This window comes from Micromonospora sp. LZ34 (genome assembly GCF_052981855.1).
In genome coordinates this window covers 58,886-82,223 of sequence record NZ_JBRIQN010000030.1, presented here as the reverse complement: position 1 = coordinate 82,223, position 23,338 = coordinate 58,886, and the positions used below count along the sequence as shown (strand labels likewise).

Annotated in this window: 21 protein-coding genes and 2 pseudogenes; 10 read left to right on the top strand and 13 right to left on the bottom strand. The window is 73.9% G+C overall.

The features are described from left to right. Positions 1–26: 26 nt before the first annotated feature. The 4 genes from ACVCAH_RS26475 to ACVCAH_RS26460 all read right to left on the bottom strand — a co-directional run bounded on the left by ACVCAH_RS26475 (position 27) and on the right by ACVCAH_RS26460 (position 5,138). Positions 27–899 (bottom strand): aminoglycoside phosphotransferase family protein, encoded by an 873-nt coding sequence (locus ACVCAH_RS26475; protein ID WP_447138917.1) that lies wholly within the window; start codon positions 897–899, stop codon positions 27–29. 103 nt (positions 900–1,002) lie between these two features. Further along, the gene (locus ACVCAH_RS26470) at positions 1,003–2,424 is read right to left on the bottom strand and encodes a WGR domain-containing protein (protein ID WP_447138916.1); all 1,422 of its coding nucleotides are present in this window, start codon (positions 2,422–2,424) and stop codon (positions 1,003–1,005) included. A gap of 173 nt (positions 2,425–2,597) precedes the next feature. Further along, positions 2,598–3,977: an FAD-dependent oxidoreductase gene (locus tag ACVCAH_RS26465; protein WP_447138915.1), complete on the bottom strand. Its 1,380-nt coding sequence runs from the start codon at positions 3,975–3,977 to the stop codon at positions 2,598–2,600. Between the two features lie 24 nt (positions 3,978–4,001). Then, positions 4,002–5,138: a carboxylate-amine ligase gene (locus ACVCAH_RS26460; RefSeq protein WP_447138914.1), complete on the bottom strand. Its 1,137-nt coding sequence runs from the start codon at positions 5,136–5,138 to the stop codon at positions 4,002–4,004. Between the two features lie 180 nt (positions 5,139–5,318). Between ACVCAH_RS26460 and ACVCAH_RS26455 the strand changes: the two genes are divergently transcribed. The 4 genes from ACVCAH_RS26455 to ACVCAH_RS26440 all read left to right on the top strand — a co-directional run bounded on the left by ACVCAH_RS26455 (position 5,319) and on the right by ACVCAH_RS26440 (position 9,468). After that, positions 5,319–5,609, top strand: coding sequence for a DUF6412 domain-containing protein (locus ACVCAH_RS26455; RefSeq protein ID WP_447138913.1), 291 nt, complete (start codon positions 5,319–5,321; stop codon positions 5,607–5,609). 94 nt (positions 5,610–5,703) lie between these two features. After that, positions 5,704–6,465 carry a YidC/Oxa1 family membrane protein insertase gene (locus ACVCAH_RS26450; RefSeq protein ID WP_447138912.1) on the top strand — a complete coding sequence of 254 codons (762 nt, stop codon included), beginning with the start codon at positions 5,704–5,706 and terminating at the stop codon, positions 6,463–6,465. Positions 6,466–6,537: 72 nt separating this feature from the next. Continuing rightward, positions 6,538–7,947, top strand: coding sequence for a carbohydrate-binding protein (locus tag ACVCAH_RS26445; RefSeq protein ID WP_447138911.1), 1,410 nt, complete (start codon positions 6,538–6,540; stop codon positions 7,945–7,947). A 144-nt stretch (positions 7,948–8,091) separates the two neighbouring features. After that, complete coding sequence (locus tag ACVCAH_RS26440; protein WP_447138910.1) at positions 8,092–9,468, top strand: chitinase; 1,377 nt, start codon at positions 8,092–8,094, stop codon at positions 9,466–9,468. Positions 9,469–9,535: 67 nt separating this feature from the next. Here the strand turns inward: ACVCAH_RS26440 and ACVCAH_RS26435 are convergent, their stop codons facing one another. Then, a complete protein-coding gene (locus ACVCAH_RS26435) occupies positions 9,536–10,195 on the bottom strand; it encodes a DedA family protein (protein WP_447138909.1) in 660 nt (219 codons plus the stop codon). A 94-nt stretch (positions 10,196–10,289) separates the two neighbouring features. After that, positions 10,290–10,886, bottom strand: coding sequence for a DUF1349 domain-containing protein (locus tag ACVCAH_RS26430; RefSeq protein ID WP_447138908.1), 597 nt, complete (start codon positions 10,884–10,886; stop codon positions 10,290–10,292). 63 nt (positions 10,887–10,949) lie between these two features. Between ACVCAH_RS26430 and ACVCAH_RS26425 the strand changes: the two genes are divergently transcribed. Continuing rightward, positions 10,950–12,602, top strand: coding sequence for an alpha-amylase family protein (locus tag ACVCAH_RS26425; RefSeq protein ID WP_447138907.1), 1,653 nt, complete (start codon positions 10,950–10,952; stop codon positions 12,600–12,602). A gap of 126 nt (positions 12,603–12,728) precedes the next feature. Continuing rightward, positions 12,729–13,487 (top strand): 3-oxoacyl-ACP reductase FabG, encoded by a 759-nt coding sequence (fabG, locus tag ACVCAH_RS26420; protein ID WP_447138906.1) that lies wholly within the window; start codon positions 12,729–12,731, stop codon positions 13,485–13,487. Here fabG and ACVCAH_RS26415 read toward each other — a convergent pair. Together ACVCAH_RS26415 and ACVCAH_RS26410 are read right to left on the bottom strand one after the other, a co-directional pair. Next, positions 13,460–13,944 (bottom strand): annotated as a pseudogene (locus ACVCAH_RS26415) (hypothetical protein). The gene fabG and the pseudogene ACVCAH_RS26415 sit on opposite strands and share 28 nt — an antisense overlap. Continuing rightward, positions 13,937–14,346: pseudogene (locus ACVCAH_RS26410) on the bottom strand (hypothetical protein). Before ACVCAH_RS26410 ends, ACVCAH_RS26415 begins: the two co-directional pseudogenes overlap by 8 nt. A 149-nt stretch (positions 14,347–14,495) precedes the next feature. On the opposite strand from ACVCAH_RS26410, the gene ACVCAH_RS26405 reads away from it, so the two are divergent. Both ACVCAH_RS26405 and erm read left to right on the top strand, forming a co-directional pair. Next, positions 14,496–15,401 carry a Gfo/Idh/MocA family protein gene (locus ACVCAH_RS26405; RefSeq protein ID WP_447138905.1) on the top strand — a complete coding sequence of 302 codons (906 nt, stop codon included), beginning with the start codon at positions 14,496–14,498 and terminating at the stop codon, positions 15,399–15,401. A 476-nt stretch (positions 15,402–15,877) separates the two neighbouring features. Next, on the top strand, positions 15,878–16,675 hold the full coding sequence (gene erm / locus ACVCAH_RS26400) for an ErmE/ErmH/ErmO/ErmR family 23S rRNA (adenine(2058)-N(6))-methyltransferase (protein ID WP_447138904.1): 798 nt from the start codon (positions 15,878–15,880) through the stop codon (positions 16,673–16,675). A gap of 47 nt (positions 16,676–16,722) precedes the next feature. On the opposite strand, the gene ACVCAH_RS26395 is transcribed toward erm, so the two are convergent. Continuing rightward, a complete protein-coding gene (locus ACVCAH_RS26395; protein ID WP_302919253.1) occupies positions 16,723–16,914 on the bottom strand; it encodes a DUF2795 domain-containing protein in 192 nt (63 codons plus the stop codon). A 92-nt stretch (positions 16,915–17,006) separates the two neighbouring features. Here ACVCAH_RS26395 and ACVCAH_RS26390 point away from each other — a divergent pair, with 92 nt between their 5' ends. After that, entirely contained in the window at positions 17,007–18,263 is a 1,257-nt protein-coding gene (locus tag ACVCAH_RS26390; protein ID WP_447138903.1) for an erythromycin esterase family protein, read from the top strand. Here the strand turns inward: ACVCAH_RS26390 and ACVCAH_RS26385 are convergent. Then, positions 18,245–18,907 (bottom strand): TetR/AcrR family transcriptional regulator, encoded by a 663-nt coding sequence (locus ACVCAH_RS26385; RefSeq protein ID WP_447138902.1) that lies wholly within the window; start codon positions 18,905–18,907, stop codon positions 18,245–18,247. The two genes, ACVCAH_RS26390 and ACVCAH_RS26385, sit on opposite strands and share 19 nt — an antisense overlap. 105 nt (positions 18,908–19,012) lie before the next feature. Between ACVCAH_RS26385 and ACVCAH_RS26380 the strand changes: the two genes are divergently transcribed. Next, positions 19,013–19,654, top strand: coding sequence for a CatB-related O-acetyltransferase (locus tag ACVCAH_RS26380; RefSeq protein WP_447138901.1), 642 nt, complete (start codon positions 19,013–19,015; stop codon positions 19,652–19,654). Between the two features lie 276 nt (positions 19,655–19,930). On the opposite strand, the gene ACVCAH_RS26375 is transcribed toward ACVCAH_RS26380, so the two are convergent. From ACVCAH_RS26375 to ACVCAH_RS26365, 3 genes are all read right to left on the bottom strand, one after another. After that, positions 19,931–22,138: an MMPL family transporter gene (locus ACVCAH_RS26375; RefSeq protein WP_447138900.1), complete on the bottom strand. Its 2,208-nt coding sequence runs from the start codon at positions 22,136–22,138 to the stop codon at positions 19,931–19,933. Between the two features lie 39 nt (positions 22,139–22,177). Continuing rightward, the gene (locus ACVCAH_RS26370; protein ID WP_447138899.1) at positions 22,178–22,723 is read right to left on the bottom strand and encodes a TetR/AcrR family transcriptional regulator; all 546 of its coding nucleotides are present in this window, start codon (positions 22,721–22,723) and stop codon (positions 22,178–22,180) included. 111 nt (positions 22,724–22,834) lie between these two features. Continuing rightward, positions 22,835–23,272, bottom strand: coding sequence for a winged helix-turn-helix transcriptional regulator (locus tag ACVCAH_RS26365; protein ID WP_447138898.1), 438 nt, complete (start codon positions 23,270–23,272; stop codon positions 22,835–22,837). Positions 23,273–23,338: the final 66 nt, after the last annotated feature.

Genomic DNA, 23,338 nt, shown 5'->3' with positions numbered 1-23,338 from the left:
GCCCGCGCGACGCCGGGTCGGTGGGTTCAGTCGCCGTCCAGCAGCCAGCGGACCACCTCGACCTGGCGGGGGAAGACCTGGTCCTCGCCGATGCTCCAGGCCAGCGTCTGGCCGATCGTCCAGCCGCGCGCCCGCTCCCGGTCCAGCCCCAGCTCCGCGGTGAGCCGGTCCAGGCGATAGCGGACGGCCGCCGGGGAGTGACCCAGCTCCGCGCCCCGGACCAGGGACGCCACCCCGAACTCCCGCTCCCCGGCCAGCGGCTTCGGGTCGATGACCAGCCACGGTTCCCGGGCGGCCCGCAGCACGTTGCCGGCGTGCAGGTCCTGGTTGACCAGCACCGGCTCGCCCTGGCTCGGGACCAGCTCGACCAGCACCCCGAGCGCCGCGTCGAGCAGCCGCCGCTCGTACGGGCGACCGGCGCGGTCCCACTTGACCGGCAGCCGTTCCGCCCAGCCGGCCGCCTCCTCGGCCAACGGGGTGAACGGCGCGCCGGCCGGCCGCCAGAGCCGGGGCAGCAGCTCCACCAGCACGCCGAGCGCCTCCTCGGGCGGCGCGGCGTGCAGCGGCGTACCGGGTTCGCAGCGCTCCACCAGCAGCGCCCGCCGGGCCGGGTCGTGCCTGAGCAGCCGGACCGCCCCGCCGCCGGCCCACCGGTCGAGGGCGGTCGCCTCGTGTTCGCTGTCCGGCTCCGGGTACTGCAACTTGAGCACCGCCGGCGTACCGTCGGGCAGCTCGGCCGGCAGGGCCAGGGAGGCGAACGCGTACGCGAACGGCGGGCCGACCCGCAGCGACCACCGCTCGACGCAGGCGGCCAGCCGCTCCGGCAGGGCGGCTAGCCACGCCCGGCCGGCCGGCGAACCGCGCACCCAGTCCAGCCCGGACGGGATCTCCACCTGCATCCGGCCATCCTGGACCGGATCCGGCCGGGCTGTACAACCGATTCCGGGCGGGGCGGGGGCCCGGCCGCACCCACAGCGGTGGCCCGGCCGGCCGTCATCACGCTCAGCGGAGCCGGCGGATGTCGCCGTACGCCCGGTAGAAGCCGCCCCGGCCGGACTCGCGGACCTCGGTGACCAGGTAGCGGGCGCCCGGCTCGCGGATGCCCTTGGGGAACTGCACCGACCAGTCCCGGCGGTAGCCGGTGGAGAGCACGTGCACCCGGAGCCGGCCCCGGTCCTCCACGCACTGCACCACGACGCCGCCGTCGACGTCGCTGGTCACCTCCACCGCCGTCCACGCCGCCGGCTCGGGCAGCCGGGGCGGGGCCTTGACGTCGACCACCTCGGGGACGCTGCCCGCCTCGGCCGCCCGGATCGCCGGCTCGCTGGCGTCGATGCAGGCGAGGTGGCCGCCGGTGGTGACCACGTAGAGCCGCTCGTCGTGGTACTGCATCGAGTAGGCCGAGCCGCAGCCGGTGCCGAGCTTCCACAGCCGGTTGCCGGCCGCGTCGAAGCAGTAGACCGAGGACTGGCTGTCACCGGCGAAGACGTACCGGCCGCCCTCGGCGGTGGCGCAGGAGAAGACCGGGGCGTCGCACCGGTAGCTGCGCTCGACCCGGCCGTCCTTGGCCAGCCGCACCACCTCCCGGCTGCCGGTGCCGGCGAACACCGCGCCCGGCTCCTGCCAGCCGAAGAGCACCGAGCCCGTCCGGGTGTGCCACAGTTCCCGGCCGGTACGCCAGTCGTAGCCGGTCACCCCCTGGGAGTGGCCGTGGTAGAGCGCGTCGGTGTCGCAGCGGACCATCCAGGCGGAGCGGCCCCGCCCCGGCCGGCGCCAGAGGAACTCGTCCTCGTGGTCGATGGCGGCGATCCCGCCGTCGGCGTCGGAGACGCCGAGCACGCCGTCGTGGATGTCCAGCCAGTAGATGTCGATCTCGGGCGCGATCGCGTACGCCACCCGGGGCACCTTGCCGGACAGGTCGTAGACGTTGCCGTCGTCGCAGCCGGCGTAGATCCAGGCGTCGTCGGCGACGATGCACTTCACCCCGTCGGGGAGGCGGACCTGGTCGAGCACCCGCGCGTCGTGGCTGAGCGTCGTGATCACCCCGCGCTCGTTGCCGACCATGCAGCTCTGCCCGTCGACGAAGATGCCGAAGGCCGGGGCGCCGGAGTCGTAGCGCCAGAGCACCGGCGCGGTGCGGGCGGTGGAGCGGGTGCTGACGATCTGCCGGCGGGACACCGCGCGCTTCTGCCGGGCCCCGCGCACCGCCGGGGCGTAGCCCTTGCGGATCTTCTCGCCGATCTTCTTCGCCGCCGCCGCGCGGGCCCGGGCATTGTCCGCGAAGGTGGTCGTCTTGACCTGGCCCTGGTCGCCGATCCGGCCGTACCGCACGGTCAGCGCGATGTCGTCCACCACGACCTCGTAGAACTTGTGCGCGCTACCGTCTACTTCGGACAGTTCGAGGTAGGTCGTCTCCTGCGACATGGGGGCCTCCGAGGGGGATCAGCTACCGGCCCGACGTGGCCGGCGCGGCGACAGCGGGCACACGCTAACCGCCCCCTGCGACAAGATCGGGTGCATCCGTTGTCGCTCCAACGACGACATCCGCGCCCGGAGCCGACCCGGCGCCGGCGCCCCGCGACGGGCGCGTCGTGGCGTCAGCGGCCGGAGCCGACCAACGCGTCCACGGCCTTGCGGGCGGCGATCAGCACCGGGTCCCAGACCGGCGCGTACGGCGGGGCGTAGCCCAGGTCCAGCGCCGTCATGTCGTCCACCGTCATCTTGTTCCACAGCGCCACGGCCAGCGTGTCGATCCGTTTGGCCGCCTCGGACCAGCCGACGATCTGCGCGCCGAGCAGCCGCCCGCTGGGCTTCTCGGCGATCAGCTTCACCGCCATCGGCCGGGCGCCCGGATAGTAGCCGGCGCGGTTGGTCGACTGGGCGATCACCGAGACGAACTCGAAGCCGGCGGCGATGGCGTCCCGCTCGCGCAGGCCGGTGCGCCCCACCTCCAGGTCGCAGACCTTGGTGACCGCGGTGCCGATCACCCCGGCGAAGGTGGCGTAGCCGCCGCCGATGTTGATCCCGGCGACCCGGCCCTGCTTGTTGGCGTGGGTGCCCAGCGGCACGTGCACCGGCATCCCGCTGACCCGGTGCAGGGTCTCCGCGCAGTCGCCGGCCGCCCAGACGTCCGACACCCCGGGCACCCGCATCCGGCGGTCCACCCGGACCGCGCCGCTGGGACCCAGCGGCAGACCGGCGGCCCGGGCGAGCGCGACGTTGGGGCGTACGCCCAGGCCGAGCACCACGACGTCGGCCGGGATCGGCCCCTCCGCGGTGACCACCGCGGACACCCGGCCGTCGCGCTCCTCGAGCCCGGTCACCGCCATGCCGGTGCGGATCTTCATGCCCAGCCCGCGCATCGCGTCGACGACCAGCTCGGCCATGTCCGGGTCGACCGTGGACATCGGCTGCTCGTCCCGCTCGACCAGGGTGACCGAGAGCCCGCGCTGGATCAGCGCCTCGGCCATCTCCACGCCGATGTAACCGCCGCCGATCACCACCGCGTGGCGCGGCGGCGGATCGGCCTCCAGCCAGTCCCGCAGCGCCGCGCCGTCGTCGAGGGTCTGCATCCCGAACACCCCGCCGATGCCGGCGCGGGCCCAGTCCGGCCGCACCGGGTCCGCGCCGGTGGCGTACATCAGGATGTCGAACCCCGCGCGGACCTCGCCGCCGCGCTCGAGGTCCCGGGCGACCACCTCGCGCCGGTCGAGATCGATGGCGGTCACCTCGTGCCGGAGCCGGACGTCGATGTCGAACGACTCGCGGAACGTCTCCGGGGACCGGGCGATCAACTGGTCCCGCTCCGGCACCACCCCGCTGATCCAGTACGGGATGCCGCACGCCGAGTACGAGGTGAAGTGGCCGCGCTCGAACGCGACGATCTCCAAGTCGCCGCGGTCGCGGCGGCGTCGGGCCTGGGATGCCGCCGCCATCCCGGCGGCGTCCGCCCCGATCACGATGAGCCGTTGCGCCACACGCCCCATCCTGTCACGGGACGCTCAGCCGCGGGTCTGTCGCGCGACGTCCGCCACCACGTCCACCAGCCGGCCGGTGCGGGCGAAGACGGCCCGCTGCCGGGCGGCGCCGCTGCCGTGCCGGCGCAGCCCGGCCAGCAGGTCGGTCACCTCGGCCAGGTCGCCGTGCCGCTTGAGGGCCGGGCCGACCCGCTCCACCAGGGTGTCCAGCAGCTGCCAGGCCGGGCGCAGCTCGCCGTCGGTCAGGTCCACCCCGTCGCCCTCCAAGCCGTCGTGGGCGGCCCGCCAGTGCGCGCCGACGAGCAGGTGGTGGTCGGCGCGGATGGCCGGCCGGCCGGCCGCGATGTCCGCCATGGCGGTCGCCACCAGCGCCCGGACCAGGGCCGCGACCAGCACCGCGTCGTCCACCGTGGGGCAGACGTCCCCGATCCGGATCTCCACCGTCGGGTACTTCGCGGACAGCCGGGCGTACCAGTAGAGCATCCCCTCGTCGAGCATCACGCCGCTGGCGATGAGCTGCCGGATCAGCCGCTGGTAGTGCTCGTGGTTATCCAGGAAGGGGGTGGGCGCCACCGACGGCCAGCGCTCCCACTCCACCGAGCGCCAACTCGCGTACCCGGTGTCCTCGCCCCGGGCGAACGGGGAGTTGGCGGTCACCGCGTGCAGCGTAGGCAGCCAGGGCCGGACGTGGTTGAGCACCTGCACGCCGGTCTCCGCGTCGGGCACCCCCACGTGCACGTGCATGCCGTTGTTGCCGGGGCCGGGGACCAGCAGCCGGTACCGCTCGACCATGCGGTCGAACCGGGGCTTGTCGACCACCGGCGGGACCGGGCCGTCGACCGGCCCGGTGCCGATCGCCAGCAGCCGTACGCCGGCCCGCTCCGCGGCGTCGGCGAGCGCGGCGCGCAGCAGGCCGAGGGAGTGCCGGATCGAGCTCAGCTCCAGCCCGGGCGGGCTGCCGATCTCGATCTGGCTGGTCTGGAACTCCCGCTCCACCTGGCCGCGCAGCTCCGCCGGCACCTGCTCCAGGACCAGGTCGACGGCGGGCACCGCGGCCCCGGTGTGCGGGTCGACGAGCAGGAACTCCTCCTCGACACCCACCGTGAGCAGGTCGGTTCCCTCCGCCGTCGCGCCCGGGGCCGTCGCCACCTGGCCGGTCATCGTGACCACCATCCGTTTCCGCACCGTCGACGGCCGTCCGGCCGCCGTCGGCAGTGGTTACCCCCCGTGGTCGTGGCCGGAAACGCCCGTGCCGGCGCGTCGGCGGCGTGTCGCGGTCCGTGACCCGGCGGCTGGCGCGATGGCCGGAGGTGGCGTGACAACGGGTCCTAGGCTGGGCCCGTGCCGGGGACGCCGAGGTTGCTGCTGGGGGCGTGGGTTTACGCGCTCGCCCAGCTGACCCTGTTCGCGGACCGCCCGGCCGAGCTGCTGGCCGGCGCCGCGCTGGTGCTTCTCGTCGCGCTGCTCGCGGTGCATGCCGCCGCTGCCGCCGCCGGGGCGCCGGCGGCCTTCGGGCGGGCGACCGCGCTGCTGGCCCGGGCCCGGCGCCGGCGGGTGCCCCGCCAGGTCGATCCCGACGCCCCCGGCCGGCCCCGGCCCCGGGCGCCCGGGATCTGCCCCTCGGCCGCGTAGCGACCCGCCGCGCGGCCGATTCCGCCGCCATCGCGCCCGGACCGGACCTGCTGTCCGGCGGGCGCCCACCGGAATCGGACCGAGGGGTTCACCCATGCTCGCCTTCGCACCACTGCACGACGCCGTCGGCGCCGCCGGCGCCGCCCTGTCCTGGCTCACCACCCTGCTCGAACCGCTGGCCGGTGGCACGGCCACCGCCACCGTCGCCGCCATCGTCCTGCTCACCGTCGCCGTCCGGCTGCTGATCTCACCGCTCACCGTGGCGCAGGTCCGCGGCGAGCGGCGCCGCGCCGCGCTCGCCCCCCAGGTCCGCGACCTGCAGCGGCGGTACGCCGACGACCCGGCGCGGTTGCAGTCCGAACTCTTCTCGCTCTACCGCTCGGCCGGTGCGAACCCGGTCAGCGGCTGCCTGCCGCTCCTGCTCCAGGCGCCGGTCCTGCTGGTGATGTACCGGCTCTTCAGCACCGCCGAGGGCGGCACCGGGCTGCTCGACGAGCGGCTCGCCGGGGTGCCGCTCGGGCACCACCTGGCCGACGGGCTGACCGGTGCCGTGCTGCCGCTGTTCGGCGTCCTGCTGGCGCTGCTGGTGGCGCTGGCCTGGTGGATGTCGCGCCGGATGCGGCGGGCCAGCGCCGCGACCGGCACGGTGGCCGGCGCGCCGGTGGAGGGGCCGGGCGCGGCCACGCTGGGCCGGCTGCTGCCGCTGCTGCCGTACGCGACGGTGCTGGTGGCGCTGGTGCTGCCGCTCGCCGCGGTCATCTACCTGGTCACCACCACCGCGTGGTCGGCGCTGGAACAGCTGGTGCTGCGCCGCCCGCAGCAGGCTCCGGCCGGGGCGGACATCGATCGACGTTGACAACTGCGTCCGGCGCACGTACAACTCCTGAGAGAGCGCTCTCTTGCCCCCGTCCCGCAGAGAGGCACGCCCATGGAACCTGCCCCGGCGGCATCCGCCGCCCTGCCCGCGCGACGCCGGCTCCGGCTGGCGTTGGCACTGCTCACCGCCACCACCACCGTCCTGGCCGGGGTCACCGTGACCGCCAACGCCGCGGTGCCGCCACCGGCATCGGGGTGGAGTCTGGTGTGGAGCGACGACTTCACCGGCTCGGCCGGCACGCTGCCGTCCGCCAGCAACTGGATCATCGACACCGGCACCAGCTACCCCGGCGGGCCGCCCAACTGGGGCACCGGCGAGATCCAGACGTACACCGCCAGCACCGCCAACGTCAGCCACGACGGCGGCGGCAACCTGCGGATCACCCCGCTGCGGGACGGCTCCGGCCGGTGGACCTCCGCCCGCATCGAGACCGTCCGCAGCAACTTCAAGCCGCCGTCCGGCGGCGTGCTCGCCATCGAGGGCCGGATCCAGATGCCGAACGTCACCGGCGCCGCGGCGGCGGGCTACTGGCCGGCGTTCTGGGCGCTCGGCTCGCCCTACCGGGGCAACTACCAGAACTGGCCCGGCATCGGCGAGTTCGACGTGATGGAGAACGTCAACGGCATCAACTCGGTGTGGGGGGTGCTGCACTGCGGCGTCGCGCCGGGCGGGCCGTGCGACGAGTTCAACGGCATCGGCGCGTCCCGGGCCTGCCCCGGTAGCACCTGCCAGTCGGCGTTCCACACCTACCGGTTCGAGTGGGACGCCTCGGTCAGCCCTCAGCAGCTGCGCTGGTACGTCGACGGGCAGCTCTACCACACGGTCAGCCAGTCCCGGGTCGGCGAGCCGTACTGGTCGCAGATGACCAGCCACGCCGGCTACTTCCTGCTGCTCAACGTGGCCATGGGCGGGGCGTTCCCGAACGGGGTGGCCGGCGGCGCCACGCCGACCGCCGCCACCGTGCCGGGCCGGCCGATGCTGGTCGACTACGTCGCGGTCTACAGCCGGGGCGGCGGCAGCACCCCGCCGCCGACCACCCCGCCGCCGGGTGGCGCGCGGGACGCGTACGCGACCATCCAGGCGGAGTCGTTCAACGCCCAGAACGGCGTCATCGTCGAGGCGTGCGCCGAGGGTGGGCAGAACATCGGCGCGCTGCGCAACGGCGACTGGGTGCGCTTCGACAACGTCGAGTTCGGCGCCACCCCGCCGCGGGACTTCCTGGCCCGGGTCGCCTCCGGCGCCGGCGGCGGAGTGAGCGGCCTGGTGGAGGTCCGGCTGGACAGCCCGACCAGCCCGCCGATCGGCAGCTTCGCGATCGGCAACACCGGCGGCTGGCAGAGCTGGCGTTCCGTCCCCGGCAACGTCGCCGGGGTCACCGGCCGGCGCACGGTCTACCTGACTTTCAGCAGCGGCCAGCCGAACGACTTCGTCAACGTCAACTGGTTCACCTTCCGCCGCTGAGTCGTACCGGGCCGGGCCCATGGCATGGGGCCCGGCCCGGTATTTCGCTCCGGCCGGCACCCGCTCTGGACAACAACAGTTAATAGTCTTAATAATAAGCGCCAACGTTGATGGCTGTGGTGTCGTCCGGGTGTGGAGGATGCCGTGAAGCGCTCCAGATCTCTGGTCTTGTCGCTGGTCACCGCGCTGACCGCGGCGGTGGGGGCGGTGTGGGTGGCGTTGCCGGCGTTCGCGGCCGGGGCCACCGCGAGCTTCGTGAAGACGTCCGACTGGGGGTCGGGCTGGGAGGGGAAGTACACCATCACCAACGGGGGCGGCTCGACCGTCAACGGGTGGAGCCTCAGCTTCGACCTGCCGGCCGGCACCACCGTCGGCAGCTACTGGGACGCGCTGCTGACCTCCTCCGGCCAGCGGTACACGTTCACCAACCGGTCCTGGAACGGCAGCATCGCGCCGGGCGCCTCGGTCTCCTTCGGCTTCCTGGGCAGCGGCCCCGGCGCCCCGACCAACTGCCTGCTCAACGGCGCAGCCTGCGGTGGCGGTGGCACCCCGACCACCCCGCCGCCCACCACCACCCCGCCCCCGAGCACTCCTCCGCCCACCACCCCGCCGCCGACCACCGGCCTGCCGAAGCACATCCTCACCGGCTACTGGCACAACTTCGACAACCCGGCGGTGGAGCTGCGGCTGCGCGACGTGCCCGCCGAGTACGACGTGGTCGCGGTCGCCTTCGCCGAGGCCACCGCCACCCCGGGCGCGGTCACCTTCGCGGTCGACCCGGGGCTGTCGGCCGCGCTCGGCGGCTACACCGACGCCGACTTCTCCGCCGACGTGCGCACCCTGAAGAGCCGGGGCAATAAGGTGATCATCTCGGTCGGTGGCGAAACCGGCCGGGTCGCGGTCAACGACGCCGCCTCCGCCGCCGCCTTCAGCGACTCCGTGTACGCGCTGATCCAGCGCTACGGCTTCGACGGGGTCGACATCGACCTGGAGAACGGGCTCAACCCGACCTACATGGCGCAGGCGCTGCGCTCGCTCCGGTCGCGGGTCGGGGCCAACCTGATCATCGCGATGGCCCCGCAGACCATCGACATGCAGTCGCCCGGCAGCAGCTACTTCAAGCTGGCGCTGGACATCAAGGACATCCTCACCGTGGTGAACACCCAGTTCTACAACTCCGGGGCGATGCTCGGCTGCGATCACAACGCCGCGTACAGCCAGGGGACGGTGAACTTCATCGTCGCGCTGGCCTGCATCCAGTTGGAGGCCGGGCTCCGCCCGGACCAGGTGGGCGTCGGCCTGCCGGCCGGACCGGGCGCGGCCGGCGGCGGCATCGTCGCGCCGAGCGTGGTGAACGCCGCGCTGGACTGCCTGGCCCGGGGCACCAACTGCGGCAGCTTCCGCCCGCCGCGCACCTACCCCGGCCTCCGCGGCGCGATGACCTGGTCGGTCAACTGGGACGTCACCAACAACAACGCCTTCGCCCGCACCGTGGCCCCCCACCTGGACACGCTGCCCTGACGCTCGCGGATTCACGCGGTCGTGGTGCCCGGTCGCTCCGGGCACCGCAACCGCGTGGTAGCCGGGGTCAGCGGGTGGCGTCGACGCGGCGGGAGCGGCGAAGCCGGGACTTCTTCACGACCCACCAGGCGATCATGAGGACGAAGACGGCGACGATGCCGTAGTCGAACCAGTTGCTGTACTTCTCCACCTGCTGCCAGCGGGAGCCGAGCGCGAAGCCGAGCCCGACGAAGAGCGAGTTCCAGATGCCACTGCCCAACGTGGTGAGCACGACGAACTCGGCCAGCGGCATCCGGTTCGCCCCGGCGGGGACGGAGACCAGGCTGCGGACCACCGGCACCATCCGGCCGAAGAACACCGCCCAGCGGCCGTGCCGCTCGAACCAGCGGTCGGCCTTCTCCAGGTCGTCCAGGTCGACCAGGGGGAGCCGGTCCAGCCAGCGCTTCAGTCGGTCCTCGCCGACCACCGCGCCCAGCCAGTACAGGACGAGCGCGCCGAGCAGCGAGCCGGCGGTGGCGGCGACCATCACCAGCACCACGTTGAACCGTCCCTCGCCGGCCAGGTAGCCGGCCATCGCCAGGACGATCTCGCTCGGGATCGGCGGGACGATGCTCTCCAGGGCGACCAGCAGCGCCACCCCGACCGCGCCGGCCGCGTCGATGATCCCCGCCACCCAGCCGGTCAACCCGCCGAGTCGGGTCGGGTCGACATTCTCGGCGAGGGCCATGGCGATCCTTTCCGCCGTCCGGGAAGGGGGATCTGGTTCCACTACCCGGTGTCCGGGCCGCCACACCTCACGGTGATCGCGGCCACCGCCGGGTTCACTCCGGGTGCAGCGCGGCGTCGGCCGGGCCCCGGCGCCAGCCGGTGAACCGGACCCGCAGCCCGCCCCGGGTCGGCGAGCAGCAGTACGGCCCGGCCGTCGCCGCCGCCTCCGGCGCCAGCGGGGCGAGCCGGACCAGCCGCCACGGCTCCCCGCCCGCCCGGGCCCGTACGGTCAGCGCGTCGCCGGCCCGGCTCGCCCGGACGGTGATCTCCCGCCCGACCCACTCCGGCACCGGGGCGACCGACCAGTCGGAGACCTCCCGGGTGACCACCGCGCCGAGCTGCGGCTGGCCGTCGCTGACCTCCACCCCGGCCTTCACCCAGTTCCGCTCGTCCACCCGGACCAGCACGCCCGCCTGGTCGAACTGCTCGGTGTAGTCCAGCCGGAAGCTCACCTCCACCGCGCTGCCGGCGGGCAGCGGGGCGAGCAGCGCCGAGCCGTCGTCGTGCACGAAGCCGTAGCTGGTGTGCCGCCACAGGTCGCTGCCCTCGGCCGGCTCGACGAGCAGGTCTCCGGAGTCGTGGGTGAACCGGACCGGCGGGTTCAGCCAGTCCCCGGTGGACCAGTCGACCGGGGCGGGGGTGGAGTTCATGACCGGCACCGTACCGCCGCGCGGGTGTTTGCCGGGCGGACGGATCGGAGAACGTAGTCGGGCATGGCTGACCGGTGGTACTCGGAGGCGGTCGTCTACTGCCTCGACATCGACACGTACGCGGACTCCGACGGCGACGGCGTCGGCGACATCCGGGGGTTGCTCGGCCGGCTGGACTACCTGGCCCGGCTGGGCGTGACCTGCCTGTGGCTGCACCCGATCCACCCGTCGCCCAACCGGGACGACGGCTACGACGCCACCGACTTCTACAACGTGGACCCCCGGTTCGGCACCCTCGGCGACTTCGCCGAGCTGCTGCACCAGGCGCGCAACCGCGGCATCCGGCTGATCATCGACCTGGTGGTGAACCACACCTCGGACCAGCATCCGTGGTTCCAGTCCGCCCGCTCCGCACCGGACTCGCCGTACCGGGACTGGTACATCTGGTCCGAGCACGAGCCGGACGACCGCCACCAGGGCATGGTCTTCCCCGGCGAGCAGAACGAGACCTGGACCTACGACAAGACCGCCAAGGCCTGGTTCTACCACCGGTTCTACAAGTTCCAGCCGGACCTCAACTTCGCCAACCCCCGGGTGCGCGAGGAGGTCAAGAAGGTCATGTCGTTCTGGCTCCAGCTAGGCGTCTCCGGGTTCCGGATGGACGCGGTGCCGTTCATCATCGAGCTGACCGAGCCGGGCAACCCGAGTTCCCCGAAGGACTTCGAGTTCCTCACCGAGCTGCGCCAGCACGTGCAGTGGCGGCGCGGCGACGCCGTCCTGCTGGCCGAGGCGAACGTCGAACCCGACCAGCTGCCGACCTTCTTCGGCGATTCCGGCGGCTCGGCGAACCGGCTGCACATGCTCTTCGACTTCATGCTCAACGGCCGGCTGATGCTGGCCCTGGCCCGGCAGGACCCGGAGCCGATCATCGAGGCGCTGCGGGACACTCCGGCGCTGCCCGAGGGCGGCCAGTGGGCCACCTTCCTGCGCAACCACGACGAGATCGACCTCTCCCGGCTCACCGCCGAGCAGCGCAACCAGGTGTACGCGGAGTTCGGCCCGGACGAGAACATGCGGATCTACGACCGGGGCATCCGCCGCCGGCTCGCCCCGATGCTCGGCAACGACCGCCGCCGCATCGAGCTGGCGTACTCGCTGCAGTTCTCGCTGCGCGGCACGCCGGTGCTGCGCTACGGCGAGGAGATCGGCATGGGCGAGGACCTGTCGCTGCCCGGCCGGGAGGCGATCCGTACCCCGATGCAGTGGTCGTACCAGCCGAACGCCGGCTTCTCCACGGCGGACCCGGAGAAGCTGGTCCGCCCGGTGATCGACAGGGGTGACTACCGCTACGACACCGTCAACGTGACCGCCCAGCGGAGCGACCCGAAGTCGCTGCTCGCCTGGTTCGAGCGGATGATCCGTACGCTCCGGGAGGCCCCGGAGGTGGGCTCCGGCTCGACCACCCACATCGACGTGCCGATGCCGGCCGGGGTGCTGGCGCACAGGGCCGACGGGCCGACCGGGACGATGGTCTTCCTGCACAACCTGGGCACCACCGACGCCGAGGTGGACCTCGGCATGCTGGCGCCGGAGGCGGACCTGCCGATCGACGTGCTCGCCGACCGCAACTACGAGCCGGTGGGCAAGCTGGACCGGCTCAAGCTCGCCGGCTACGGCTACCGCTGGATCCGGCTGTGCCGCGGCCGGGCGCTCTGAACGTGACCCGTCCCGGCCGAGCGGGCGCGCTCCGGGCGCGGCCGGTCCCGGCTGAGCGACCCGGCGCCGGCCGGGTACGGCTGGGTTAAGCTCCTTCGATCGAGCTCAAGTTACCGGGAGGTAATCATGTCGGAGGAGCCCCGCGTCGCCATCGTCACCGGAGCCGCGCGCGGTATCGGCGCGGCCACCGCGCGCCGGCTGGCCGCCGACGGGATGGCGGTCGCCGTGGTCGACATCGAGGAGTCGGCGACCAAGGAGACCGTCGACGCGATCGCCGCCGCCGGTGGCCGGGCGCTCGGCGTCGGCGCCGACGTGGCCGACCGGGCGCAGGTCGAGGCGGCCGTCGAGCGGGTCGCCGCCGAGCTGGGCGCGCCGACCGTGCTGGTCAACAACGCCGGCGTGCTCCGCGACAACCTGCTGTTCAAGATGAGCGACAGCGACTGGGACACCGTCATGGGCGTGCACCTGCGCGGCGCGTTCCTGTTCAGCCAGGCCACCCAGAAGTACATGGTCGAGCGGAAGTGGGGCCGGATCGTCAACCTCTCCAGCACCTCGGCGCTGGGCAACCGGGGGCAGGCGAACTACTCCGCCGCCAAGGCCGGCCTGCAGGGCTTCACCAAGACCCTCGCCATCGAGCTGGGCCCGTTCGGGGTGACCGTCAACGCGGTCGCGCCGGGCTTCATCGTCACCGACATGACCGCGGCCACCGCGGCCCGGATGAAGGTCAACTTCGAGGCGCTGCAGAAGCACGCCGAGTCGGAGATCCCGGTCCGCCGGGTGGGCCGGCCGGAGGACGTCGCGCACACCATCTCGTTCCTGGCCGGTGAGGGCGCGTCCTTCGTCTCCGGCCAGGTCGTCTACGTCGCCGGCGGGCCCAAGGACTGACCCGCGCACCGCCCCGGCGGGCGCCGCCCGCCGGGGCTCAGGCCGGGTCCTGCCGGGTGCGCCAGAGCCAGGCCAGGCCGAGCACCGGGAGCACCAGCGGGATGTAGCCGTACCCGCTGCCGAACTGCGACCAGACCGTCTCGTCGGGGAAGAGCTCCGGGTCGACGACGCTGAGGACGCCCACGCCGACCACCCCGACCAGCTCCACCGAGCAGCAGGCCAGCGCCAGGCGCCGGCCGGCGGCGCCGGCCCGGGCCAGCCCGACCGCCGCCACGATGTAGACCAGCGCCGCCAGCGCGGAGAGCAGGTACGCCACCGGCGCCTCGGCGAACTTGGTGGCGATCTGCAACCCGGCCCGGCTGGTCGCGGCGATCGCGAAGAGCAGGTAGACCGCGATCAGCAACCGTCCGGGCCCGGCGTTGGTCCGCTTCCGGGCCGCGGTGGGCGCCTCAGCCACCGAGCACCTCCCAGGTCTGCTGCAGCCGGACCACCACCACCGGCGTGACCAGGCAGACCGCGCAGACGATCGCCGAGCCCCAGCGGGTCGGCTCCATCCGGGCCAGCACCCAGGCCAGCGGCGGCAGGCAGACCAGTGTCACCAGGTAGCCGGCGAACGCGCCGGGCTCGCCGGGGCGGTCGCCGCCGCCGAGCGCGACCAGCGCCAGCACCGCCAGCGCGAGCAGCGCCACCTCCAGCACGGCCAGCCCGATCAGCTGTACGCGGTCCGGCGCGCGCAGGCGCAGCGTCGCGACCAGGGCCCAGGCCGCGACGAGCAGCGACAGCACGATGGCGGCGGTGGCCAGGACCCCGTCCACCGGCGAGTTGGCCGCGGTCATCGGCGGGTGCTCGATTCGGTCACCGGGACAGCCTACTAACCCGTGTAGTACTGCGTGCCGCCCCGGTCACCCGCCCGGGGTGAGTGTCGAGGGGACGGGCGCTGGGCGCGGCGACTAGCGTGGATCACGGCCGCGGGCCTCGCCGCGGCGGACGACGACACCGGGGGTTCTCGTGCTGCGGTTCGGCTTGTTCGGCACCGGTCACTGGGCGACGGAGACGCACGGCGCGGCGCTCGACGCGCACCCGAAGACCTCGCTGGCCGGAGTCTGGGGGCGCAACCCGGAGAACGTCGCCGCCCTCGCGAGCCGCTTCGGCGTGCCCGCCTTCGACGACGTCGACGCACTGATCGACGCCTGCGACGCGATCGCCGTCGCGCTCCCGCCGGACGTGCAGGCCGACATCGCGGCGCGGGCCGCCGCCGCCGGCCGGCACCTGCTGCTGGACAAGCCGCTCGCGCTCAGCCTCGCCGACGCCGACCGGGTGGTCGAGGTCGCCCAGCAGTCCGGGGTGGCCTCGGTGGTCTTCTTCACCCAGCGCTACCACCCGAACGTGACCGCGTTCCTCGCCTCGACCGCGGCGGCCGGGGGCTGGCAGCACGCCCGGGCGACCATGTTCGCCTCGATCTACCAGCCGGACAGCCCGTACCTCGGGTCGGTGTGGCGGCGGGAGCACGGCGCGCTGTGGGACGTCGGCCCGCACGCGCTGTCGATCCTGCTGCCGGTGCTGGGCCGGGTGGACCGGGTGGCCGCCGCCGACGGCCCGAGCGGGATCGTGCACCTGCTGCTCACCCACTCCGGCGGGGCGACCAGCACCGTCTCGCTCACCCTGGACGCGCCGGCCGAGGCGAGGACCCGCGAGTTCGTCTTCTACGGCGAGAACGGCATCGAGACCGTCCCGGCCGGGCAGGGGAGCGCGGTGGACGCGTACGGGGTGGCCATCGACCAGTTGCTGGAGGAGATCGAGGCGGGCACGCGGGACCACCGCTGCGACGTCCGCTTCGGTCGCGACGTGGTCGCCGTCCTCACCGCCGCCGAGACCGCCCGCCGCAACTCCTGCACCATCACCGTCCCTGCCTGACCGACCCCCCCGTTGATCATGAAGTTCGCGTCACCGGCTCCGGCGTGTCGGGACCGAAACTCCATGATCACCAGGGCGGGACGGCCTGGCGCCCGGGGGCGGGAAAGTGGGTGGTCGGGGTGGGGGTGTGGGGGCTAGGGTGCGGGGCATGTTCGCGCACGCCCTGATCGAGGGGGTCGGCACGCCGGCCGCCTTCGGGCCGCTGCTGGTGGCCCGCCCGCGAGTCCGGCGTCCGGCCCTGGCCGGCCGGGACGCGACCCGCGCCTGATCCACCTCCCGCACGCAGCGCCACCCGCCCGGGCACCACCCGGGGGTGACCTGCCGCCCCGGGCACCCGCCCGGCGCGCCGTGCCGTCCGCGCCGAACCGTCCCGCGCCACCACCCAGGGCCGTCCGAGTCCCCGACCATCCGGACAGGCCCGATACCGGCCGCCTGTCCGTACCGTCGCCCACCGGCGACAGACAGGACGACGACCCGTGGCGCCCCGCCGTACCCGAGCAACCGAACGCGACCGGTCCCGTCGCGTACTCTCCCAGAACTTCCTCGCGGACCCGGCCGCGATCGCGCGGATGGTCCGGGCGGCCCGCCCCGCCCCGGACCGGCTGGTGCTGGAGGTGGGCGCCGGTCGCGGCCAGCTGACCCGGCCGCTGGCCGCCCGCTGCCGGCGCCTGGTCGCGTACGAGGTGGATCCGGTCGCCGGCGCGGAGCTTGCCGCGGCCTGCGCGGCGCTGCCCACGGTGACCCACCGGCAGGCCGACTTCCTGGCCACCGAGCCGCCGCCGGAGCCGTTCGAGGTGGTTGGCAACATTCCCTGGTCGCTCACCTCGGCCGTGGTCCGCTGGTGCCTGGCCGCCCCCGGGCTGCGCGCGGCGACGCTGCTCACCCAGCTGGAGTACGCCCGCCGGCGCAGCGGCGACTACGGCCGGTGGACCCGGCTCACCGTGTCGACCTGGCCGGAGTTCGGGTGGCGGCTGGCCGGGCGGGTGCCCCGCACCGCGTTCCGGCCGGTGCCCCGGGTGGACGCCGGCATCCTGCGCCTGGAACGGCGGTCCGCGCCGCTGCTGCCCCCGGCGGCGCTGCCCGCGTACCGCCAGATGGTGGAGACCGGGTTCGACGGCGTCGGCGGCTCGCTCGCGGCCTCGCTGGCGCGGCACCACCCGCGGGCCCGGCTGGCCGCAGCGCTGCGGGCGACCCGGCTCGACCCGGCCACCCCGGTCGGGCACGTCTGGCCGGAGCAGTGGCTGGTGCTGTTCCGCCTGCTGCACGCGCGCTGACCGGCGACCCGGCCGGCCCCACGGGCACGTCGAGGGGCCGGCCGGCGTCAGGCCAGCGTGTTCAGCGCCTCGCTGAGCTCCGCCGGGTCGTCGAACTGCTCCGCCGGCAGCGCCCGCAGCATCTGGAGCATCTCGGTGCTGGCCCCGTTCTCCTGACCCCAGCGGACCAGGTCCTCGCGGGAGACCGGGTAGTCGAGCCCGGCCAGGTACTCCTGCAACTGCACCCCGGTGACGGTCATGTCCGCCGGCTACCCGCTCAGCCGCCCGACACACCACCCCGGGCCCGCCCGGCCGCCGGTTTGCCCGCCCGACCCGCCGGGTAGCCGCGGGCATGCTGGTTCAGCGGCTCGGCGCGCCGAGCGACTTCGACCCGTTGCTGGAACGCGTCCGGGACGCCCGGATAGTGATGATCGGCGAGGCGACGCACGGCAGCTACGACTACTACCGGCTCCGCGAGCAGCTCACCCGGCGGTTGATCGCCGAGTGCGGGTTCTCCTTCGTGGCGGTGGAGGGGGACTGGCCGGACTGCGACCGGGTGCACCGCTCGGTCACCGGGGCACCGGGTGGCGCGGTCGAGCCGGTGACCGCGCTGGAGGAGTTCGAGCGCTGGCCGACCTGGATGTGGGCGAACGCCGAGGTGGCCCGCTTCTGCCGCTGGTTGCGGGCGTGGAACCTGGAACGGCCCGAGGGGGGCCGGGCCGGGTTCCACGGCCTGGACGTCTACAGCCTGTGGGAGTCGATGCAGGCGATCTTCGACTACCTGGGCGAGGAGGACCCGGCGTCGCTGGAGGCGGCCCAGGACGCGTACCGCTGCTTCGAGCCGTACGGCAAGCGGGTCGAGGAGTACGGGGCGGCCAGCCGGTTCGTCTCCGCCCGGTGTGAGGAAGAGGTGGTCCGGCTGCTGGCGCGCACCCGGGAACAGGCCGCGGCGGACGGCGCGGACAGCTTCTCGGCCTGGCAGAACGCCGAGGTGGTGGCCGGTGCCGAGCGCTACTACCGGGCGATGGTGGCCGGTGGGCCGGAGTCGTGGAACGTCCGGGACATCCACATGGCGGACACCCTGGACCGGCTGCTGGACCGCTACGGCCCGGACTCGCGGGGGATCGTCTGGGCGCACAACACCCACGTCGGCGACGCCCGGGCCACCGACATGGCAGCCGACGGGATGACCAACATCGGCCAGCTGGGTCGGGAGCGGCACGGCGCGGACGCGGTGGTCCTGGTCGGCTTCGGCAGCTACCGGGGCAACGTGGTCGCCGCGCCCCGCTGGGGTTCGCCGGCCGAGGCGATGGTGGTGCCGCCGGCCCGTCCCGGCTCGATCGAGCGGCGGCTGCACGAGCTGATGCCGGAGCGGGCGGTGCTGGTCTTCGGCGGCGACGACCAGCCCGGCTGGGTCACCGACACCGTCGACCACCGGGCGATCGGGGTGGTCTACGAGCCGTCCTTCGAGTCGTGGGGCAACTACGTGCCGACCCGGCTGGGGGAGCGGTACGACGCGTTCATCTGGTGCGACGAGGCGACCGCCCTGCACCCGCTGCCGGCGCTCGGCGCGCCGGGCGAGATGGAGACCTACCCGGCCGGCGTCTGAGCGGCCGACCCCTCCGTAGCCGGCGCGGCCCGCAGGACGCCCGCCCGGGCGGCCGCCAGCGCGGCGTCGGCGGCCCGGTCGGCGGTCGCCGGGTCGATCGGCTCCCCACTGACGAAGAGCCGGTAGTAGAGCGGGGCGACGGCCACCCGGACCACCTCGGCGGCGTCGGTGTCGGTGGGCAGTTCACCCCGCGCGACCGCCCGCCGCACCACCGGCGCCGACTGCTCGTGCCGGGCGGCGAGGAAGGCGTGCAGGGCGCGGGCGGCCGCCGGATTCTGCACCGCCGCCGCGACGAAGGCCGTCGCGACCGGCCCGGTCTCCGGGTCGGTGAACCCGGCCAGCACCTCCCGGGTCAGCGCCCGCAGGTCGGTGGCGAGGTCGCCGGTGTCCGGGACCGGCCACGGCTCGCCGGCGGCCAGTTCCAGGGCGTCGGCGATCAGTCCCTCCACGCTGCCCCAGCGCCGGTAGACGGTGGTCTTGTGCACGCCGGAGCGTTCGGCGACCGCGTCGACGGTCAGCCCCTGGTAGCCCTTCTCGGCCAGTTCGGCCAGGGTGGCCGCGCGGACGGCGGCGCGGACCCGGGCGGTGCGGCCGCCGGGGCGGGCGGCGCGGTCGGCCGGGTGAGCGGCGCGGTCGACAGGCAAAAGCAACTCCAGTTGCGTTATGGCGGGACGGCTGGCATGCTGATGCTATCGCAACATGAGTTGCTTTTAGACGCGCCGTGCCGCCGCGCGGCGGAGAGGAGTCGCATGACCACCGTTCCGGACCCGACGACCCGCCACCCGCTGCCCGGCTTCGACCGGGTCGCCTTCCTCAAGCCGGTGGTCACCTCGCCGACGATCGAGGTCGGGGAGTACACCTACTACGACGACCCGGCCGGGCCGGCCGACTTCGAGCGGGTCAACGTGCTTTACGCGTACGGGCCGGAGCGGTTGGTCATCGGCCGGTACTGCGCGATCGCCACCGGCACCCGGTTCCTGATGGCCGGTGGAGCCCATCCCACGGTCGGGGTCTCCACCTACCCGTTCGCGATGTTCGAGGGCGCCTGGCGGGACGCCACGCTGGACCTCGCCATGGGCATGCCGAGCCGGGGCGACACCGTGGTCGGCAACGACGTCTGGTTCGGCTACGGCTGCCTGGTCATGCCCGGCGTACGGATCGGCGACGGCGCGATCGTCGCGGCCGGATCGGTGGTGATGGCCGACGTCGAGCCGTACAGCGTGGTCGGCGGGAACCCGGCGCGGCTGATCCGGCGGCGCTTCGCCGAGGACGACGTGCGGCGGCTGCTCGACCTCGCCTGGTGGAACTGGCCGGCGGAGCAGGTGGCCCGGCACGCCCGGGTCATCATGGCCGGCGCCCCGGCCGAACTGGAACGCGCCGTCCACGGCTGACCACCCCGCCCCGCCACCCCGCGCCCCGGACCCGGGCCCAGCGCCGCCGGTCCCCCCGCGCCGCCGCACCCCACGAAGCCGCGCCCGGCGCCCGCGCCGCGGGGCCGGTCGGCCCCGCGCCCGCGCCCGCGCCGCGCCGGTCGGTCCGCGCCCGCGCCGCGCGGTCCGCGCCGCAGATTCACCGAATGAGTGGCTTCGAGATGCGAAATGGCCACTCTTTCCGAGAAAGAGTGGCCATTTCGCGGGGTGGCGGGGGGTGGTGCCGGGTGGTGCGGGTCAGCCGCGGGGGGCGACCGCGGCCGGCTCGTCCAGGTGGGCGCGCAGGCCCTCGCCCTCGACGTCCACGTTGGGCAGCGCCCGGTCGAGCCAGCGCGGCAGCCACCACGCCCCCTTGCCGAGCAGCGACATCACCGCCGGGACGATGGTCATCCGCACCACGAAGGCGTCGATCGCGACACCGACGGCGAGCGCGAAGCCCATCGACTTGATCACCGGGTCGTCGAGGAAGACGAAGCCGCCGAAGACCGAGATCATGATCAGGGCGGCGGCGGTGACCACCCGGGCACCGTGCCCCATCCCGTTGATGGTGGCCTGGTGGGCGGTGTCGCCGTGCACGAAGTCCTCGCGCATCCGGGAGACCAGGAAGACCTCGTAATCCATCGCCAGGCCGAACAGGATGCCGATCAGCAGGATCGGCAGGAAGCTGATCAGCGGGCCGGGCGTGTCCAGGCCGACCAGGTCGGCGAGGTGACCCTGCTGGAACACCGCCACCGTGATGCCGAAGGTCGCGGCCACGGTGAGCAGGAAGCCGGCCGCGGCCTTGACCGGCACCAGCAGCGACCGGAACACCAGCATCAGCAGCAGCACCGAGAGCCCGACCACCAGCAGCAGGTAGACCGGCAGCGCGTCGGAGAGCTTGTCCGAGACGTCGATGCCGATCGCGGTGACGCCGGTCAGCAGCACGTCCGCGTTCGGGATCCCGCCGACCGCGGCGCGGACGTCGTGGACCAGCGTCTCGGTCGCCGCGTCGGTCGGGCCGGTCTTCGGCACCACCCCGAGCAGCGCGGTCCTGCCGTCCGGGCTGAGCTGCGGCGGAGCCACCGCGAGGACGTTGTCGGTGCGCTGGATCAACGCGGTCACCTGCGGTACGGCGGCGGCGGTGTCCTGCGCGGTGTCACCGGCGACGACCACCGCCAGCCGGCCGGTGAAGCCCGGCCCGAAGCCCTCGGTGATCAGGTCGTTCGACACCCGGGCCGGGGAGCCGGCCGGAGCGGTTCCGGCGTCGGGCAGGGCCAGCCGCATGTCCGGCGCGGGGAGCGCGAGCAGCCCGAGGCCGAGCAGGCCGACCAGGATGACCGGCACCCGGAACCGGGTGACCGCGCGGGCCCAGCGGAACCCGAAGCCGGACCGGTCCTCGGCCGGCGCGGGCGGGACCTCCCCGCCCGCCGGGGTGTCCCCGGCCGGCGCCGCGGCGCGCAGCCTGCGGGGGAGTACCCGGTTGCCGGCGAAGCCGAGCAGCGCCGGCTGGAGGGTGATCGCCACCAGCACGGCCACGGTGACCGTGCCGGCGGCGGCCAAGCCCATCACGGTGAGGAACGGGATGTCGACCACGGCCAGCCCGGCCAGGGCGATGACCACGGTGGCGCCGGCGAAGACCACCGCCGAGCCGGCGGTGCCCACCGCGCGGCCGACCGCCTCGTCCGGCGGCAGGCCGTCCAGCAGGTTCTGCCGGTGCCGGGAGGTGATGAAGAGCGAGTAGTCGATGCCGACGGCCAGGCCGAGCATCAGGGCGAGGATCGGTGCGGTGCTGGTCAGCTCGACCACGTCGCTGAGCGCGAAGAGGCCGGCCATCCCGACGCCCACCCCGATCAGCGCGTTGAGCATGGTCATCCCGGCCGCCACCAGGGACCCGAAGGTGACCACCAGGACGATCGCGGCGACCAGCACGCCGAGCGCCTCGGTCGAGCCGACCTCGGGCTCGCTGTTGAGCACCTCACCGCCCGGGGCGACCTGCCAGCCCCGCTCCTCGGCCTGCGCGCCGATCTCCTCGTACGCCGCGCGCTGCTCGTCGGTGACCTCGTCGGCGCCGGTGGCGAACTGGACCTGGACCAGCGCGTACCGGCCGTCCGGGGTGACCGCCCGGGCCTGGAACGGATCGACCGCGGCGGTGACGCCGGGCAGCGCCGCCGCCTCCTTGGTGATCTCCCCGACCACGGACTGCCCCTCGGGCGTGCCGAGTTGGCCGTCGGCCGGCGCCTTGACCGCGATGGTGCCGGTGGCCCCGCTGGCGTCCGGGAACTGGTCGGCGAGCAGGTCGAGCGCGCGCTGGGACTCCGTGCCGGGCATGGTGAAGTTGCTCGCCGTCGGGCCGCGCAGGGTCGCGGCGGCCAGGCCGAAGCCGACGAGTACGACGAGCCAGATCGCCGCGACGAGTCGCCGCCGGCGGAGCGCGCCCCGGCCGAGCCGGTAGAGCAGGGTCGCCATGAAGGTTTCCTTGTCCTCGGTCGTGGGTGGATGGACGGGTCAGTCCAGGGGGACGAGGCCGCGCCGGATCAGCGCCAGCAGCGCGGGGCGCAGCTCGGCGTCCGGCACGTCGACGAACTCCGCGCAGGCCTCCGGGATGCCGGCGAGCAGCACGAACGCGGCGATCCGGGCGTCCGGCCGGTCGCAGTTCCCGGCGAACGCGTCGCGCAGCCGTTCGGAGATGCGCTGGATGTGCGCGAACGCCGGCTGCTGGAGCAGTTCCGGGAACTCGCCGCGGAGCAGCGTGATCTCCCGCCGGAAGCGGACGGCCAGGTCGACGAAGCCCTCGGCGGCGATCCGCTGGGCGGCCGCGCCGGTCTGGCCGGCGATCCGCTCGTCCAGCGCCTGGAGCACCTCGATCGCCGGAGCCATCAGCTCGGTGAGGATGGCGTCCTTGTTGACGAAGTGGTAGAGCACGGCCGCCTTGGAGCAGCCCACCTCGCGGGCGATGTCCTGCAGCGACGTGCCCCGGTAGCCGCTGACCGCGAACCGCCGTGCCGCCGCGGCGAGGATCTCGTCCCGCGTCTCCGGTACCGCCCGTGCCATGCCGGTCACCCCCTTCCGAACCAGCATGCCTGACCGATCGGTCAGGTGCTGACCGATCGGTCAGACCGATCCGGTGGCGTTCGCCACAGCGGGGCTACCGGCGGCGTCGGCTCAGCTTGGGGCGCCGTGCTCGCGGTCGTACGCGGCCCGCGCCTCGGCGATCGCCGTGCGGTGCCGCTCGGCCCAGCTGGTGAGGGCGACCAGCGACTCGTAGAGTTCCAGGGCGATCGGGGTGGCGGTGTACTCCACCTTGGGTGGCACGGTGGGATAGACCCGCCGATGCAGCAGGCCGTCGCGCTCCAGGTTGCGCAGGGTCAGCGTGAGCATCCGCCGGCTGATCCCCTCCACGCAGCGCTCCAGCTCGGTGAAGCGCACCGGGCCCTGGGACGCAGCGACCAGGATGCCGATGCTCCACTTGCCGCCCACCCGGTCGAGCACCTCGCGGACGGTGCACGCCCGCGCCTGGTCGGGGGTGAAGGGCAGGTCGCCGACCCCGCACGACTGGCTCCGGTCGCCGGTCACGGGCACATCGCTGTTCCCCTGGGACATCAAAGTGCCTCCTTACGCTCCGCCTCATAGTCACAGAGGATGTCTTCGGTAACAAACCATGCACTT

Coding starts and splice junctions, on each gene's coding strand:
- ACVCAH_RS26475 (WP_447138917.1), bottom strand. CDS start 899: ATGCAGGTGGAGATCCCGTCCGGGCTGGACTGGGTGCGCGGTTCGCCG.
- ACVCAH_RS26470 (WP_447138916.1), bottom strand. CDS start 2,424: ATGTCGCAGGAGACGACCTACCTCGAACTGTCCGAAGTAGACGGTAGC.
- ACVCAH_RS26365 (WP_447138898.1), bottom strand. CDS start 23,272: ATGTCCCAGGGGAACAGCGATGTGCCCGTGACCGGCGACCGGAGCCAG.
- ACVCAH_RS26395 (WP_302919253.1), bottom strand. CDS start 16,914: ATGACCGTCACCGGGGTGCAGTTGCAGGAGTACCTGGCCGGGCTCGAC.
- ACVCAH_RS26390 (WP_447138903.1), top strand. CDS start 17,007: ATGCTGGTTCAGCGGCTCGGCGCGCCGAGCGACTTCGACCCGTTGCTG.
- ACVCAH_RS26450 (WP_447138912.1), top strand. CDS start 5,704: ATGCTCGCCTTCGCACCACTGCACGACGCCGTCGGCGCCGCCGGCGCC.
- ACVCAH_RS26425 (WP_447138907.1), top strand. CDS start 10,950: ATGGCTGACCGGTGGTACTCGGAGGCGGTCGTCTACTGCCTCGACATC.
- ACVCAH_RS26435 (WP_447138909.1), bottom strand. CDS start 10,195: ATGGCCCTCGCCGAGAATGTCGACCCGACCCGACTCGGCGGGTTGACC.
- fabG (WP_447138906.1), top strand. CDS start 12,729: ATGTCGGAGGAGCCCCGCGTCGCCATCGTCACCGGAGCCGCGCGCGGT.
- ACVCAH_RS26380 (WP_447138901.1), top strand. CDS start 19,013: ATGACCACCGTTCCGGACCCGACGACCCGCCACCCGCTGCCCGGCTTC.
- ACVCAH_RS26430 (WP_447138908.1), bottom strand. CDS start 10,886: ATGAACTCCACCCCCGCCCCGGTCGACTGGTCCACCGGGGACTGGCTG.
- ACVCAH_RS26445 (WP_447138911.1), top strand. CDS start 6,538: ATGGAACCTGCCCCGGCGGCATCCGCCGCCCTGCCCGCGCGACGCCGG.
- ACVCAH_RS26375 (WP_447138900.1), bottom strand. CDS start 22,138: ATGGCGACCCTGCTCTACCGGCTCGGCCGGGGCGCGCTCCGCCGGCGG.
- ACVCAH_RS26460 (WP_447138914.1), bottom strand. CDS start 5,138: ATGACCGGCCAGGTGGCGACGGCCCCGGGCGCGACGGCGGAGGGAACC.
- ACVCAH_RS26370 (WP_447138899.1), bottom strand. CDS start 22,723: ATGGCACGGGCGGTACCGGAGACGCGGGACGAGATCCTCGCCGCGGCG.